We start from the raw sequence: 13,600 nt of genomic DNA, 5'->3' as shown, positions 1-13,600 counted from the left end.
CTCTCAATGGCAAGTGCAAACGCGGAAACACCTGAGTTGCCCAGCAGAACATGCGGCTTCTCGTGGCGCTTGCAGAACCGCTTGGTCCGATAGTAAGCGCCGTGGCTGACGTAGTCGGTCGCGCAGACCACGATGTCGGCCGAAGAGAGCATCGCCTCGAGCCGGTGTTGGCTGTCCTCCATGCCGCCGTCATGGTGGTCGAAGCGACCGTTGCAGCCCGCCACCATCGCGCGATACTGATCGACGAGCTGCTTGCGCCCGCCGACACAGAGTACGAGCCGCCCGGCGAGATCTTTGGGCCGCACGCACGTCTCCGAGGTGCAGCCGTCGCACCGATCCGAGAGTAGATGCTCGAGCAGTCGCTCGGTCGCCCGACATTCGGCCTGGGCCGCGCGCCGGGCGTGTTCCGCCGCGTCGACCTCCTGGCGCGCCTGTGTGCCGGCGTGTCGAAGGTTTGCGTTCTCCTCGCGAATCCGCCTCAACTCGGCGTCCAGCTCCGTGACCTGCGCGATCAAAGCGTCGATTCGTTCGTATTGGCGGGGCTCTCTCATCGCGTCGAGCTGTTCGCGCAGGGCCTGCTCATGCGCGCGCGCTTCGGCGTACTCGCCCTCCCGGCTCGCCAAGGCGCTCTCGAGCGCGCGGATCCTTGCCTCCCGCAGGCCTGCCTGTTGGCGCGTGTGCGTGTGGAGGTGATCGAAATCGCGTTGCAGCTGCGCAAGCTGCGTGCGTGTCTCGGTGAGCCGCTTGAGATCGGCCCGCTGCCCGGCACCGATCTGATGCTAGAGCATGTGGATCTCTTCGTAGGCGTGTGTCATCACCCGATGGTCGGCACGCGGGTGTGTCATGAGTGCCCAGAGGCCGCCGGGGACCTCTCCGGTGGCGAGCGATTCGCTCCAGAGCACCAGGAGCGCGTCGGCGTCGCGTGCCTTCGCGTAGCGTCGCACGCTCGTGGTGAATTTCTTCTCCAGTGTCTTGTGTGTCGCCAGCGACAAGGGATTCTTCTCGGCCGCCGCTGCGACGAAACTCACATGGATGTCGAACGCCGAGAAGGGCGTGTCTGGCCGTTGGGCCGTTCGCTCGGCGATGCGACGCAGCTCGTCCACCGTGAGACAGGTCCCGATGATCGGGCAATGGTATTTGTGAGGGATGTCCCAGAGCTTGCGTCGCCCCGTCGTTTTCAAGAGCGGCAGGCGGCTCGGCGGGCTGGACAGCTCGGTCAATGTTGCCGAGGAGGCAGCCGCCGAGATCGACGGGGTCGGTAAGCGCGAGAGCGCGACCGGCGGCACCGCGAGCACGTCGGTTTCGGGGAAGAGTGCCTGCGATAGCCTGTTCGGCCCGCGTCGGGCCTGGCGGTTGTGGTCATCCGTCCGGGCATCGGCATGATGCGCGCAACAGGCACGCTTGGGCGGCCCGTTGCCGATCCGCAGCTCCTCGAACATGCGGCGCCATGACGAACCCTCGACCTCGGCGAGCAACTCCCGACTGTCGAAGTCATAGATCGCGAGTCGAGCAGCCGGGTCGGACACCTCGAAAATAAGCCGTTGCATGGCGATTCCCTCTTAGTCCTGAAGGGCGTTGACGAGCGTGCGCCAGATCGGATTCTCGCCGGCCACGAATCCAGGCAGCGAAACGATCGTTGCCAGCGATCGCCCTCGCGCGTCGTAGAGACGGAGTGAGGTCTGCTCGTGCGCTGCTTCGGAGACCTTCAACACCCAAGCCGAATCGATCTTGGAGGTGTCGATTCGCAAGCGGGCCGAGTCGCTCCGCAGGGTCTGCCAGACGCCGTCGCGTCGATGGCCGAAGAAGGCGCAGTCGACGCTGTGAGCGACCCCCGCGGTTCCGGTGGCGATGCGAACGGGCAGCGCCTGCTCCGCGAGCGCTTCGAGGAAACAGGGAACCAACGCGGCGTCCACCGCTTTGGCGCAACCGCGTTCACGCAGCCGTGCGGGACTGAGTCGGAGCTGGCCCGTCGCTTCGGCGAGATCGACCGAATCGCCCGGCTGCTTTACCAGTGCGCGAACCGCATCGACGTCGAGCTTCCCTGCGTCCCCGTTACGGCCCGTTGACGGCTCGGACCATGAAGGGGCCCGGCACAGGGCAGGGCATCGCGTCAGGATGTCCGAGGCGACCCCTCGACGGTCCTCGCCGAAACCGAGATCCAGCAGGGGGACGCCTTTCATGTCCAGGACGGCGAGACCTCCGCGTCGGTCTCGGTCTGCCGCATCCGTTGCCGAAGGATCGATGTGAGACCAGCGACCAAGCAGCATCCGAAGCGTGAACCGTCGGCCCGAAGCGATCCCCGAGGAGCCTTCGATGCGCGTGCCCGGCCAGTTGCCGCGGTGCTCCAACGTGACCGCGGGCTGGCTGGTGCCGATGCGGATCTCTCCGGCACCGACGAGCTCCCGGAAGAACGCTGCCCAGCAGGCGATATTGCCCGGGGTGTTCTCGCTTTCCGGTCGAAAGCGTGGTCGAGAGGCCGGCATGACGGCCGCGCTCGGCATGTTTTCAAGCTCGATGTAGGGCGGCATGGCGCGCTCCTTGACTGATCCCGGAGGGTCTCGGCAGTGTTGCCGGCGAGGTCCTGCTCAAAGCGCGACGGTGGCGCCCTGTCGGGCGAGCCAGCGCCAATGACGCGCCAGTCGGCGATAGGCACAAAACCGCTCGGCATCGTGTCCTAGATCCGGATGCAGGTAGAGCGCCTCGATGTATTCGACGACCCGTTCGGCGAGATCGGCCGAACGGTGCCGAACGTAGCGGCGAATCAGTTCTCCGAGATGCAGCTCCAAATCCTCCGGTTTGAGCCGGGAGAGATCGGCGCTCGAACGCAAGGGGGTATCGACGGGCATGGTGTGTCTCCTGAGACATCGAGCTGTTGTCGAAGAATGCCCCGCTGGCGATACGGACGAAGCGTCCGGGATTTGGCTGACGGGAGTCCCGCGTCGAGCGGGACTGGAGCCTATCGCGAGCGGTCGGCACGAGATCCGGAAGTCCCTCTCCCGACTGCTGGCTAGGCTATTAATGCGAATCGTTCGTATTAAAGATAGATGGCGGGTTGAGGCTTGTCAACGGGAAACCTGCAGTGCGAGTCACGCGGCCGGCTGGCTGCTACCGCGGTAAACCGAACTCGATGCTTGACACCCCTGCGTAATATCTTTTTACACTCATTCATACGATCGGGTCGCGGCATGGACTTCGGCCGGCAGGTTCAGTCCCCGAGCACCCCGAAGAGCAGATCTCCGGAACCCCGACCCTGATCCGCAACCTATCGATGGAGTCCATCATGACGTCTTTTTCGAGCCCATCTCACCCCATCCGGATGTCTCTCGCCTTTGCGCTCATGGGCGCGGCCGGTGCCCATGCCCACTTTCAGGAGCTCATCCCGTCCACGGATATCGTCAATGCCGAGACCGGCAACAGCGTGACGCTGGAGATGCGGTTCACGCATCCCATGGAAGGTGGTCCGCTGATGACGATGGGAGAGCCCGCTCAGGTCGGGGTGCTGAGTCCGGGTGGTCGGGAAGACCTGAAGTCGAGCCTTCAGGCAGAGGAGATCGACGGCAAGCGCACCTATCGTTTCGACTACAGGATCAAGCAGCCGGGAGATTACGTCTTCTATCTGGAGCCCGCGCCCTACTGGGAGCCGGCCGAGGAAGCGATGATCGTGCATTACACCAAGGTCGTCGTCGACGCCTTCGGTGCGGAGGAGGGTTGGGATGCCGATCTCGGTCTGCCGGTCGAGATCGAGCCGCTGGTTCGCCCCTACGGACTCTGGGCCGGCAATCTCTTTCGAGGGATCGTCAAGCAAGACGGCAAGGCCGTGCCGTTTGCCGAGGTCGAGGTCGAGTGGCGCAACGACGGCTCGCTCAAGCCGCCATCGGATCCTTACATCACCCAGGTCATCAGGGCCGATGCGAACGGGGTCTTCAGCTATGCCATGCCCAAGGCTGGCTGGTGGGGCTTCGCCGCGCTGCTCGAGGGCGATGAGCCGATGAAGAATCCGGACGGGGAAGAGGTTCCGGTCGAGCTGGGTGCACTCATCTGGATCTATACGCGCGAGATGCACTGATGCCCGGCATAGAGATCGGCGCGAAGATCGCCGACGGTCGAGCGCGACTGGCGTTCAGCGCGAAAGGATCGACGAGTGCCGCTCGCCGCGTCGCGGCGCTTCTGCTCTTGTTGACTCTCAGCGCCCCGGCCCTTGCGCATAAGCTCCAAGTCTTCGCCTTCGCCGAAGGCGCACGGATCAGCGGATCGGCCTACTTCGCCGGCGGCGGTGCCGCCTCGGGTGCGCGAATCGAGGTCCGAGACGACGAGGGCAAGGTGCTGGCCGAGCTGGCGCCGGACGTCGAGGGCAAGTTCGTCTATACGGCTGCTGCGCCCGTGGATCATCTGATCCTGGCCATCACGGGCGACGGTCATCAGGCCGAGTGGCGGGTCCCCGCGGCCGAGCTGGTGGCCGGATTCGGATCCGGGGGGGCGATCGACCAAGAAGCCGAAAGACCTGATCGGCGCGACGCGTCCGTCATCGTCAAGACCGAGGCATCTTCTACACCGGCAACCTCCGCGGCGATCCTGGATCCCGCGTTGGAGGCAGCAATCGAGCGCGCCGTCGCGCGCCAGATTCGCCCGTTACGCGAGCAACTTGTCGCCGCGGAGGACCGGATCCGTTTCCAGGACATCCTCGGCGGCATCGGCTACATCATGGGTCTGACCGGACTGGGGCTCTGGTGGAAGAGTCGCCGTCGATCCGGTCGTGCCTAAGGTGATTTCCTGGTAAGCATCCCGACTGCGGGTCAGCGGAAGACCTGAACTGCGGCCAGTGCGAATCAATTCGCACCTACACCCGGTCATTTCCCGGAAATCACCAAAGTTCTGCGCGCCTCCGGAGCGGAGACATGCGCTTGCCTATTTGGTCAGGATCAATTTGTTGTTGCGCGTCATTCTCAGGACGTAACGATCGCCCGCGTGATCGATCAGCAGCAAGTTGTTGCCGCGCAGCAGCGCGTTGCTGTCGATCCGCGGCAGATCCGCGCGCATCGCGGCGGCGGACTGTGCACGTTGACTCGGGTTCTCGGACAGGGATTCTCTCGGCATGGCCGTCACTCCGCGTGAGTCTTTTTACAAATGCGAATCGTTGTTATTAAGGTTATGTCGCGCTCCTTCCCCTGTCAAGTTCTCTCACAGCGCGTGAGACATATTGCTCATCGACCGCCGAACGCTTACCCGACAAAACCCCTCAATCAGCGTACCTAAACCGCGCCCAGCGTGGTACGCGATGTCTGTTGGATGGGATCGGCCTCGGCAGACCTGACGACCGTTGGGAGTGGAACGGTTTAATATATTGAAAAATCAATCATGTTAAACCGCGTCCCTGGTAAGGGCGGTGGATACACCAAACCTCGAGTTCTCTCGAAAATCAGCATCGTGCTCTGGCCGCGGTTTAATCTTCAACCGCACGGCCTATGTTAGCTTTCCGGAGGCGGGGCGGCTGTGACGACCGACGGCGCAACCGCCGAGACCCTACCTGTAGTCCGCAGCCCTGAGTCCCTGCGCCTTGAGCTTCATGCGGACCGCTCGCGGCGTGATGCCCATCTGAGTCGCGATTTGATCGACATTGCCGCGACTGACCCTCAAGGCCCGTGTCAGCGTTTCGACCTCGGCCTGCTTGGCTGCTTGCTGTTTGCGTGTGCGCCATGCCGGGAGGGATTCGCTCGGCGTAGTCACCGGGACGTCGATGTCGGTAATCCGAGCATCCGCGGCAAAGATGAAGGCGCGTTCGAGGACGTTCTCCATCTCTCGAATGTTGCCCGGCCAGGCATAGGACAAGGCTTTGAGCCGCGCGGCTTGAACCAATGTCTTTTCGGCAGTGGCATAGCGTTGGGCGAGCTTGCGGATGATGTGCGTGATCAGGGCGTCGATGTCCTCGGGGCGCTCGCGCAGCGGGGGGATCGCGATCGGCACGACGTTGAGTCGATAGAAGAGGTCGCGACGAAAATGTCCGGCGTCGACCATCGCGACGATCTCGCGGTTCGAGGCGGCAATGATCCGGACATCCGAGCGCAGGGGGCGCTTGCCGCCGACTCGTTCGTATTCGCCTTCCTGAATGACACGCAACAACTTGGCTTGCGCCGAAAGCGGGAGCGAGTCGATCTCGTCGAGGAAGAGCGTCCCTTTCTCGGCACGCTCGAAGTAGCCGTGATGCACTTCGTAGGCGCCCGTGAAGGCGCCTTTCTCGTGTCCGAAGAGGGCCGTTTCGACCAGATTCTCCGGAATGGCGCCGCAGTTGACCGTGACCATCGGTTTGTCGCGACGTGCACTGAGTCCATGCAGGGCGCGTGCGACAAGCTCCTTTCCGCATCCGGTCTCGCCGGTGATCATGACGGTCACGTCCGTCGGCGCCACGATCCGGACCGCCCGCAGCGCATCGCGCATCGCGGCGGACTCTGCGACGATCGGCTGCAGGGCCGCGTCGGTGCTGCCGATATCGACCGGCGGCGGGCACCAGTTCTCACGCAGTCGCCGGCGAATCCTGGGTGTCATGAGTGTCGTGAGGTTTCCCGAGGTTAGGCGCTCGCCGTCCGCCCGGTACTCGGTGCCTTCGTTGCGTGCGGCAAGCTGCCGATCCAGATAGATGCAGACGTCGCAGGAGCCATCCCCGCCCGCAATCGTCTGTCGCAACTCGACCTTTGCGTAGCCGAAGTGTCGCGCGGCGATTCCGCCGAAGACGCTCGACGTCATCCGGCAGAGCGAGGGTGCATGCTTGACCTGCTCGCCGAAGGGGCAACGGCTGTTGACGACCCGAACCATCCCGGCCCCGCCGGACGCGCGGGAAAATCGCCCGCCGATCTGATTCTTGATCTCGACGATCAGGTCCGCGTAATGGTCCCGGTCCAACGGTCCCGGCGAGCCGAGGACCTCGCGGGCCTTCTCCTCCAGGCAAACACCGGCCGTCAGGCCGATCTGCTCGATCTGCTCGAGGTGAGCGGCACAACTGGGGCATTCGGCCCGATCCATCGCCTTGGCGATCTCGGCCACGAAGGATTGAAGAAAGGCGACCGCGCGTGACGGTGATCCGGTTGCTTCAGGCATGTTCGATGATCGATAAGGTCAATCGTTCAGCCAAAAAGAGAAGGGGCTCTCATGAGTGCCCGCACCCGCATCCTGGACCGTGTTGGTGACCGCGCGGCGTGTCGGCAGGCTGCAGCGAGCGAACGGCCTGATCGCGACCCCGGGCCATGCGACCGTGTACCGCCGGTGCGCAGAGAAAGACCCGCGCCGTTTTGCCCCCGCAGGCGGGGCAGGGCGGCGGCTCGGCATTCATGGATTGGGATCTCTCGAAGGAGGTTTGGCAGCAGGTGCACCGGTAGTCGTAGATCGGCATCGGAGGACTCTCTGTTTGATGTCGACGCTCGTCGTCGAGCAAGTGTCGTGTCGCGAGGCAAGGCGGCGCCCGAGCCGGGCGCCGTTTCGATCAACGCCAGCGGTTGGGCTGCGGCGTCGTGACGCCGAACTGCGCGGAGGTCACATCCGTGCGGGCGCGCTTCTCGTCATCGAGCACGGGCGGGCGCAAGCGCCGAGTCTCCACCTCCCAGACCCAGCCGCTGACGACCACATCCTTCGGGATCAGCGGGTGATTTCGGAACGTCTCCACCGTCTTCATGCAGGTGACGTCTACATCGTCCATCATCCCGATCCATTTCGCGAAGCCGCCCGGAGCGAGCTTCAACTCGGGCAAGGTCGGATCCAGAGTCAGCTCGTCGATGTCGACCCCTTTGGCCCGGAGTGCTGCTTCCAGGTCCTTGGCGTTTGCCGACAACATCCCGCACTGGGTGTGTTGGACGATCACGATCTCCTGTGTTCCGAAGAAGTTGCAGGTGAGCATCGCCGATCGGATCGCGTCGTCCGTGACGATCCCGCCGGCGTTGCGGAAGCAATGAGCATCGCCGCCGCCCACTGGGCTGTCGACGCGAATCCCGAGTGCTTCATCGACCGGCAGGCGTTCGTCCATGCAGGCCAAGACCCAGAGTCGACGGTTGTTGGGGCCATCGGGTCCGAAACGGCGGCGGGTCGCCCAATGGTCATAGGCATCGACACGCGCGGTGATCTCGTCTTTCAGATAGCTCATCGGTTTTCTCCTACCCTCAGTTGGTGTTCTGGTTGGCCGAGAACGGCAACCGGAGCTGCGCAATGCTTGTGCCAGGGTCGACGATGATCATCATCAATAGCTTAGTGTAGCGGTTGGATTTGGTTTCGTCGTCGGTTTGGGTGAAATCCGAAATGACTTGAAGAAAAACAGTGTGTTGTGATTTGGAAGTTGGGTTTCCAAAATGGAAGTGCTGCTTCCGGATTGGTGCGCAAACCATCTCGGATTATTCCGGGACGGCCGACGATGAAGGGGATTCAGCGGCCGGCGCAGGATGACCGGTGTTCCCGGCGGTGTCGCCTCAGGTCCCGCAAAAGGTCCTCAACACACGCTCATCCTCCTGCGGCGGCTCGGTGTAGCCGGAAAGCTCGGGGCGATCCTCGTAAGGGCGCTCGAGGACGCCCAGAATGGCCTCGAATGGCTCGAAGTCATTCTGTTCGACGGCCGCACTCAGCGCCTGCTCGACGCGATGGTTGCGTGGGATGACCGCCGGATTGGTGCGGCGCATGTGCTCGGCACGCTCGGCGGGGGTTTGCGGGTCTCGTTCGAGACGTGCGCGCCACTGCGCGGCCCAAGCGTCAAAGGCCTGGCGGTCGACGAATAGATCGCGCACCCCGCCGTCCGCCTTGGGATCCACGGCCGCGTCGCAGAGGCGGCGGAAGGTCAGTGTGAAGTCGGCGTGCGATGCCTTCATGGCGTCCAAGAGTCCGTAGATGAGGTCGATGTCCTCCGGCTCGATGGTGGCGAGGCCGAGCTTGCGTCGCATACCGGCGGTCCAGTGTTCCTCGTAGCGACCGAAGAAGCCGCGGATGAGGTCGGTCGCCTGTTGTATCGCGGCGTCCGATGCCCCGTCGATCAAGGGCAGCAGGGTCTCGGCGAAGCGGGCGAGGTTCCACTGGGCAATCCCCGGTTGATTGCCGTAGGCGTAACGGCCGCCGCGGTCGATCGAGCTGAAGACGGTCGCGGGATCATAGGCGTCCATGAAGGCGCAGGGACCGTAGTCGATGGTCTCTCCCGAGATCGCCATGTTGTCGGTGTTCATGACGCCGTGGATGAAGCCCACGTGCATCCAGGCCGCGATCAGGGCGGCTTGTCGCTCCAAGACGGCTTCGATCAGCGCGAGGTAGGGCGAGGCGGACCCTGCGACTTCCGGGTAATGGCGCGCGATGACATGATCGGCGAGATGACGCACGGCCTCGGTGTCGCCGCGCGAGGCGAAATACTGGAAGGTCCCGACGCGAATATGGCTGCTCGCGACGCGTGTCAGGATGGCGCCCGGCAGGATCGTCTCGCGATAGACCGGCTCGCCCGTCGTGACGGCGGCGAGAGCTCGAGTGGTCGGAATCCCGAGCGCGTGCATCGCCTCGGCGAGGATATATTCACGCAGGACGGGCCCGAGCGCCGCCCGCCCGTCGCCGTTGCGCGAGAAGGGCGTCTGTCCGGAGCCCTTCAGTTGGATGTCGCGACGTTTCCCGGCACGGTCGAGCACCTCGCCGAGCAGGATCGCTCGGCCGTCTCCGAGCTGCGGGACGAAGTTGCCGAACTGATGGCCGGCATAGGCCATCGCGATCGGATCACCGCCGTTCGGCAGGAGATTACCGGCGAAGAGCGGGGTCGCCACGTCCGGATCCGCAGCCGCCGGATCCAGACCGAGCTCTTCGAACAATGCTGCGTTCAGCTTGATCAAGCTGGGCGTCGTGACGGGCGTGGGACGGATGCGTGCGTGAAAATGATCGGGAAGACGGCGATAGCTGTTGTCGAACGCGAAGCGAATGGCCTGCTGTGTCATGCGATGGTTTGATGTCGGTTGCGAGTCGATACAGTAGGCATGCGGCCATCCCGCCAATTCGCAACTGAGCCGCGCTGAACCGCGTTCCCCTCAAGACGCACGGTCCGAGGTTTTTTCGGCCTCGGAGCGCGAGAAAGACCTCTACGCGACGCGGTTCAGGAGATTGGGTCCAAATCAAGAACAACCGAAAGATCTCTCATGGGTAGAGCGTCGGCGAAACCCATTCAGCCTACGCCAAGGGCCTTATACCGAAACCCGGCATCGCGGTTTCATCAAGGCTCCGCCACGAGACGCAGCCCGAAGATCCAGCCCGCGATGTCCTCGCCGCTGTCGTAGGCGTCGGCCATGTACTGGATGTCGGCGGTGAGGGCGAGGAAGTCGTTGGCGGCGAAGCGGTAGTAAAGCTCGGCGACGTTGGTGTTGGAGATCCCGGTATTGGCGCCGTCGAGATAGCCGTAGGCCAGACCGACGGTGTCGGCCTCGCGGCCCCACAGACCGCCGCCGAGCTGCAGGCCGCCGGTGTAGAGGCCGCGGTAGTCGAGGATGTCCTTGTGATCGGTCCAGGTCAGGCGCAGGAAGGCGCCGAGATGATCCCCGAGGGCCTGATCCAAGGACAGGCCGTAGCCCATCAGATCGGTTTTCTCCGGGGTGTCGTCGGCGGCGAGCGGCGCCCCGTTGTCGACACCTTCCGTCTCCTCGCCGAGCTCCGCGCGGGGCTTGACGAAGGCCGAGGAGGTGCCGGTGAGCACGGCGCGGTAGTTGCCCTCCCCGAGCGCGGTGTCGAGCCGATAGCCGAGCTGCGCACCCCAGAAGTTGTAGTTGTTGCCGTCGTCGTTCTCCCCGATGTTCAGCGCCGCGGCCGTGATCTCCCAAGCCCCCAGCGCGAGCTCGAGCGCCGCGCCGGCATCGTAGGAGGGCAGATTGAAGCCGCCGGAGTTCACGAACGCCTCGTTCATGAACTGGGTGAACTCGTCGTTGGCGTAGGCGTTCTCGTCCAGATACCGGGTGGAGTCGATGATGCCGAAGGTGGTGCCGAGGGTGGCGTCCTCGCCCGGGGTGAAGGTGTGCTTGTACCAGACCTGCAGCAGGTAGTCGCGCCCGCGCCCGTTGATGTCCTTCAGATCGTCCTCGAGATCGACCGCCCAGGGGGCGAGCACGAAGGGCGAGACGGCGTTCAGACCGTTGTCCGCGGCATAACCGAGCAGGGCGTAGAGCTCGTCGCGCTCGCTCGGGCGAACGCTCATTTCAAGCTGAAACGGCATGCCGCCGCGGCAGGTGTCGCCGTCCAGCGCTTGGCCGTCCGCGTCGACCAGCCCGCTCAGACCCTCCTGGCATTGCCCTGCCGCGCCCAGCACCGCACCGATGGAGAAGCTGTCGGTGACGTCGTAGGCCCAGCTCGGCGAGGCGGAGGCCGCCAACAGACCTGAGGCCAGCGTGGCCAGTGCGACCCCGCCGCGGGTGGGGTGTTTGAAGGTGCGATACATGTCCGATACTCCGGCTCGATACGAAACCAAATACGAATCGTTTGCATTTATATCGGAGGTCGAATCCAGAGTAAAGGCGGATTGCGTGCCGGGGTGCGGCGTTCTCACGTCGGAAGGGCGAAAAACTGATCTGGATCAGGTGAGCTCGACAGGTTTCGAGGCAAGCGGCCGATCGAGCAATCAGGCGTATGCGGTGGGTGCTCGCGCGGAATGTTGCGTCGGGCATCGCACTGAGATCGGCGAGTCGGGCGATAAGCTTTTTGCGTGCAGCAGGGGGTGCGGTCAGGCGGGGACGGTCAGGGGAGATTGGTCGGTCGCGGCGCGTTTCGGGAATGCAAGCCGGATTGGAATGTGGACGGAGGCGGGGTTCGCCGTCGCTGCTTCAACGCCACGTTCCGAGCCCGAGCGCGTTGCGGTCGACGCGGGCGGGACTTGATCCGTCCTTGGATCGTACGGCGGGCAGGGCCGGTCGCGTCAGTAACCGCCCTTGCGCAGCACCTCGGGCAAGCCGGCGATCTTGGTGCCTTGTTTGGTCGGCGCGAGGGGGAAGAGGGTATAGAGATCCTTGCTCGTGGGCTTGGAGCCCCACTTCTTGGCCATTTCCTTCAGAACCACGCGCTCCATGGGTTGGTTTTGGGCGTTGTTGTGGTACTCGTCCCTCAGATAGTTGATCACGTCCCAGTGTTTGTCGGTCAAGGCGATGCCCTCGATCTCGGCGAGCTTCAACGCGACATCTTCGCTCCAGTCTGCGAGGTCCTGAAGATAGCCGCTTGGGGTCGTCTCGATGGTCTTACCGCTGACTTCGATGGCCATGATTGCTCCTCTCGTCTTTGCTCGGCGGGGTACAGTCGACGCGTGTCGATGTACCCGTCATTAGGGGTTGATTCAAACTTTATAATCTTATGATTTTGCGATGCAGCCGTCACATTTTTTTGTGCGCCTGCGGATTCGGAAGCTTGTTTACGAAAGGGTCGGGGGATGCGCAGTGCGGGGAGATGAGTGGTTCGGCTGACGCGGCATGACGACGCGGTGTGTATTCCGAGCGGCCGCGAGATCCTCGAAAGAAAGCTGCGCCGAGTCGTGCTCAGCCTTGGCTTGATTTGACCGAGTCGACCCCCTTGTGCGGAATGAAGATGCCGCAACCCAGAAGGGGGTAGCGACCGAGCCCTCGTTGCTGCAGTCGGATGGATTCGTCCTGCGTGAGTCCGGCGAGCATGAGGCTGCGTGTGGAAATCAGACCCTCCGGCGTGGCGAGCCGGTTGGTTTTGCCGCACACGGCCTTGCGCACGCGGATGTCCATCGCCGCGAGTGCACGCGCCGCGGACTCGAGAAAGACGCCCTCGTCTTCGTTCGTTCCGTCGGGGAGATCGAGCGCAACATACCGAGAGAACAAGGTGGTCTCGGTGCTGAGCGGCTTGGTCTTGCCTGCGCCTACGACGAGTGTTTCTCCGCCGAGATCGAGCTTGACCCCGGGAAGATCGCGCAACACCTGCGCTACGCGCTCCCGGGGAACCCGCAGTGTCAGCTTGGTCCGTCGGGAGACCGCGAGATAGGAGTCAGTCCCGTGCTCCGGTCGCTCCCATCCGTTCTGTGATCCGGCGACGTGCACCGAGTGCACGGCGACGCCGGGCTCCTCTGCAATCCAGGGCAGCGCCTGTCTCAGCGCCTCGGCGAGCAGGTAGGCGTGGTCGACCGGGATGCATTTGCAGTCGATCCCGAAGAGGAGATCCACGATGTCGTCCGGCACGCGAATCCGGTCGGGGTTGTCGTCGTCATTCCAGAACATCGTCTTGGTCCGTGGGTACTTTGCTTTCGAGTGTTTTCGGGGCGTGATGCGGCGGCATGCGCTTATGCGAACGGGAGGCGATCCTGCAGGGCACGCCGGTCGAACCACCAATCGTCCTGCACCAAAACGTCGACCACGTTGCGTAAACGCACCAGGAACTTCTCCGGCTCTTTGAGCTCGAGGCGCTCCATCCACTGCTCGAGCTGTTCGGGCGAGTCAACTGCGCTGTGTCGCCGTGCGACCATGCCGAGCATCTGGGTTGCGAAGAACATCAGATCGTCGCGTTGACGCTCCCGGGCGCGGACATCGGCGATGAAGAGTGCCGTGGTCGCGGCGACTGCGGCACCGTCGGCGTCGTCCGGTGTCTCGTCGATCACGTGACTGAGCAGCTCGATGGT

General features: G+C 63.7%; 14 protein-coding genes and 1 pseudogene. 2 read left to right on the top strand and 13 right to left on the bottom strand.

The window, feature by feature from the left end; all coding sequences use genetic code 11:
• The 4 genes from VLR48_RS03050 to VLR48_RS03035 all read right to left on the bottom strand — a co-directional run.
• Positions 1 to 623: DUF2325 domain-containing protein (locus VLR48_RS03050; protein ID WP_325290367.1), on the bottom strand; the 623-nt coding region annotated here is incomplete at its 3' end.
• Between the two features lie 156 nt (positions 624 to 779).
• Positions 780 to 1,547, bottom strand: coding sequence for a hypothetical protein (locus tag VLR48_RS03045; RefSeq protein WP_325290366.1), 768 nt, complete (start codon positions 1,545 to 1,547; stop codon positions 780 to 782).
• A gap of 12 nt (positions 1,548 to 1,559) precedes the next feature.
• Positions 1,560 to 2,528: a hypothetical protein gene (locus VLR48_RS03040; protein WP_325290365.1), complete on the bottom strand. Its 969-nt coding sequence runs from the start codon at positions 2,526 to 2,528 to the stop codon at positions 1,560 to 1,562.
• A 57-nt stretch (positions 2,529 to 2,585) separates the two neighbouring features.
• On the bottom strand, positions 2,586 to 2,846 hold the full coding sequence (locus VLR48_RS03035) for an ATP dependent RNA helicase (RefSeq protein WP_325290364.1): 261 nt from the start codon (positions 2,844 to 2,846) through the stop codon (positions 2,586 to 2,588).
• A 434-nt stretch (positions 2,847 to 3,280) separates the two neighbouring features.
• On the opposite strand from VLR48_RS03035, the gene VLR48_RS03030 reads away from it, so the two are divergent.
• Together VLR48_RS03030 and VLR48_RS03025 are read left to right on the top strand one after the other, a co-directional pair.
• Positions 3,281 to 4,066, top strand: coding sequence for a DUF4198 domain-containing protein (locus tag VLR48_RS03030; protein ID WP_325290363.1), 786 nt, complete (start codon positions 3,281 to 3,283; stop codon positions 4,064 to 4,066).
• On the top strand, positions 4,066 to 4,761 hold the full coding sequence (locus tag VLR48_RS03025) for a hypothetical protein (protein ID WP_325290362.1): 696 nt from the start codon (positions 4,066 to 4,068) through the stop codon (positions 4,759 to 4,761). Before VLR48_RS03030 ends, VLR48_RS03025 begins: the two co-directional genes overlap by 1 nt.
• A gap of 144 nt (positions 4,762 to 4,905) precedes the next feature.
• Here the strand turns inward: VLR48_RS03025 and hemP are convergent, their stop codons facing one another.
• From hemP to VLR48_RS02985, 9 genes and pseudogenes are all read right to left on the bottom strand, one after another.
• The gene (gene hemP / locus VLR48_RS03020) at positions 4,906 to 5,037 is read right to left on the bottom strand and encodes a hemin uptake protein HemP (RefSeq protein WP_414718571.1); all 132 of its coding nucleotides are present in this window, start codon (positions 5,035 to 5,037) and stop codon (positions 4,906 to 4,908) included.
• A gap of 483 nt (positions 5,038 to 5,520) precedes the next feature.
• The gene (locus VLR48_RS03015; RefSeq protein WP_325290360.1) at positions 5,521 to 7,089 is read right to left on the bottom strand and encodes a sigma 54-interacting transcriptional regulator; all 1,569 of its coding nucleotides are present in this window, start codon (positions 7,087 to 7,089) and stop codon (positions 5,521 to 5,523) included.
• 49 nt (positions 7,090 to 7,138) lie between these two features.
• Positions 7,139 to 7,381 carry an FmdB family zinc ribbon protein gene (locus VLR48_RS20180; RefSeq protein WP_414718570.1) on the bottom strand — a complete coding sequence of 81 codons (243 nt, stop codon included), beginning with the start codon at positions 7,379 to 7,381 and terminating at the stop codon, positions 7,139 to 7,141.
• A gap of 90 nt (positions 7,382 to 7,471) precedes the next feature.
• The gene (locus VLR48_RS03010; protein WP_325290359.1) at positions 7,472 to 8,125 is read right to left on the bottom strand and encodes a carbonic anhydrase; all 654 of its coding nucleotides are present in this window, start codon (positions 8,123 to 8,125) and stop codon (positions 7,472 to 7,474) included.
• 319 nt (positions 8,126 to 8,444) lie between these two features.
• A complete protein-coding gene (locus VLR48_RS03005) occupies positions 8,445 to 9,932 on the bottom strand; it encodes a protein adenylyltransferase SelO (protein ID WP_325290358.1) in 1,488 nt (495 codons plus the stop codon).
• Positions 9,933 to 10,204: 272 nt separating this feature from the next.
• On the bottom strand, positions 10,205 to 11,416 hold the full coding sequence (locus VLR48_RS03000; protein ID WP_325290357.1) for a carbohydrate porin: 1,212 nt from the start codon (positions 11,414 to 11,416) through the stop codon (positions 10,205 to 10,207).
• Positions 11,417 to 11,890: 474 nt separating this feature from the next.
• Positions 11,891 to 12,229 carry a TusE/DsrC/DsvC family sulfur relay protein gene (locus VLR48_RS02995; protein ID WP_325290356.1) on the bottom strand — a complete coding sequence of 113 codons (339 nt, stop codon included), beginning with the start codon at positions 12,227 to 12,229 and terminating at the stop codon, positions 11,891 to 11,893.
• Positions 12,230 to 12,500: 271 nt separating this feature from the next.
• Entirely contained in the window at positions 12,501 to 13,202 is a 702-nt protein-coding gene (gene cas6 / locus VLR48_RS02990; protein WP_325290355.1) for a type I-MYXAN CRISPR-associated protein Cas6/Cmx6, read from the bottom strand.
• Between the two features lie 62 nt (positions 13,203 to 13,264).
• A pseudogene (locus VLR48_RS02985) lies at positions 13,265 to 13,600 on the bottom strand (hypothetical protein); the annotation flags it as partial.

Origin of the sequence: Thiocapsa sp., from assembly GCF_035467215.1 — a bacterium.
In the GTDB taxonomy this organism is placed as follows: Bacteria; Pseudomonadota; Gammaproteobacteria; order Chromatiales; family Chromatiaceae; genus Thiocapsa.
This window is presented reverse-complemented; position numbering and strand designations above follow the sequence as displayed.

What these genes read in the sequence shown, in the direction of transcription:
- VLR48_RS03045 (WP_325290366.1), bottom strand. Translation starts at nt 1,547, where the DNA reads ATGCAACGGCTTATTTTCGAGGTGTCCGACCCGGCTGCTCGACTCGCG.
- VLR48_RS03040 (WP_325290365.1), bottom strand. Translation starts at nt 2,528, where the DNA reads ATGCCGCCCTACATCGAGCTTGAAAACATGCCGAGCGCGGCCGTCATG.
- VLR48_RS03035 (WP_325290364.1), bottom strand. Translation starts at nt 2,846, where the DNA reads ATGCCCGTCGATACCCCCTTGCGTTCGAGCGCCGATCTCTCCCGGCTC.
- VLR48_RS03030 (WP_325290363.1), top strand. Translation starts at nt 3,281, where the DNA reads ATGACGTCTTTTTCGAGCCCATCTCACCCCATCCGGATGTCTCTCGCC.
- VLR48_RS03025 (WP_325290362.1), top strand. Translation starts at nt 4,066, where the DNA reads ATGCCCGGCATAGAGATCGGCGCGAAGATCGCCGACGGTCGAGCGCGA.
- hemP (WP_414718571.1), bottom strand. Translation starts at nt 5,037, where the DNA reads ATGCGCGCGGATCTGCCGCGGATCGACAGCAACGCGCTGCTGCGCGGC.
- VLR48_RS03015 (WP_325290360.1), bottom strand. Translation starts at nt 7,089, where the DNA reads ATGCCTGAAGCAACCGGATCACCGTCACGCGCGGTCGCCTTTCTTCAA.
- VLR48_RS20180 (WP_414718570.1), bottom strand. Translation starts at nt 7,381, where the DNA reads ATGCCGATCTACGACTACCGGTGCACCTGCTGCCAAACCTCCTTCGAG.
- VLR48_RS03010 (WP_325290359.1), bottom strand. Translation starts at nt 8,125, where the DNA reads ATGAGCTATCTGAAAGACGAGATCACCGCGCGTGTCGATGCCTATGAC.
- VLR48_RS03005 (WP_325290358.1), bottom strand. Translation starts at nt 9,932, where the DNA reads ATGACACAGCAGGCCATTCGCTTCGCGTTCGACAACAGCTATCGCCGT.
- VLR48_RS03000 (WP_325290357.1), bottom strand. Translation starts at nt 11,416, where the DNA reads ATGTATCGCACCTTCAAACACCCCACCCGCGGCGGGGTCGCACTGGCC.
- VLR48_RS02995 (WP_325290356.1), bottom strand. Translation starts at nt 12,229, where the DNA reads ATGGCCATCGAAGTCAGCGGTAAGACCATCGAGACGACCCCAAGCGGC.
- cas6 (WP_325290355.1), bottom strand. Translation starts at nt 13,202, where the DNA reads ATGTTCTGGAATGACGACGACAACCCCGACCGGATTCGCGTGCCGGAC.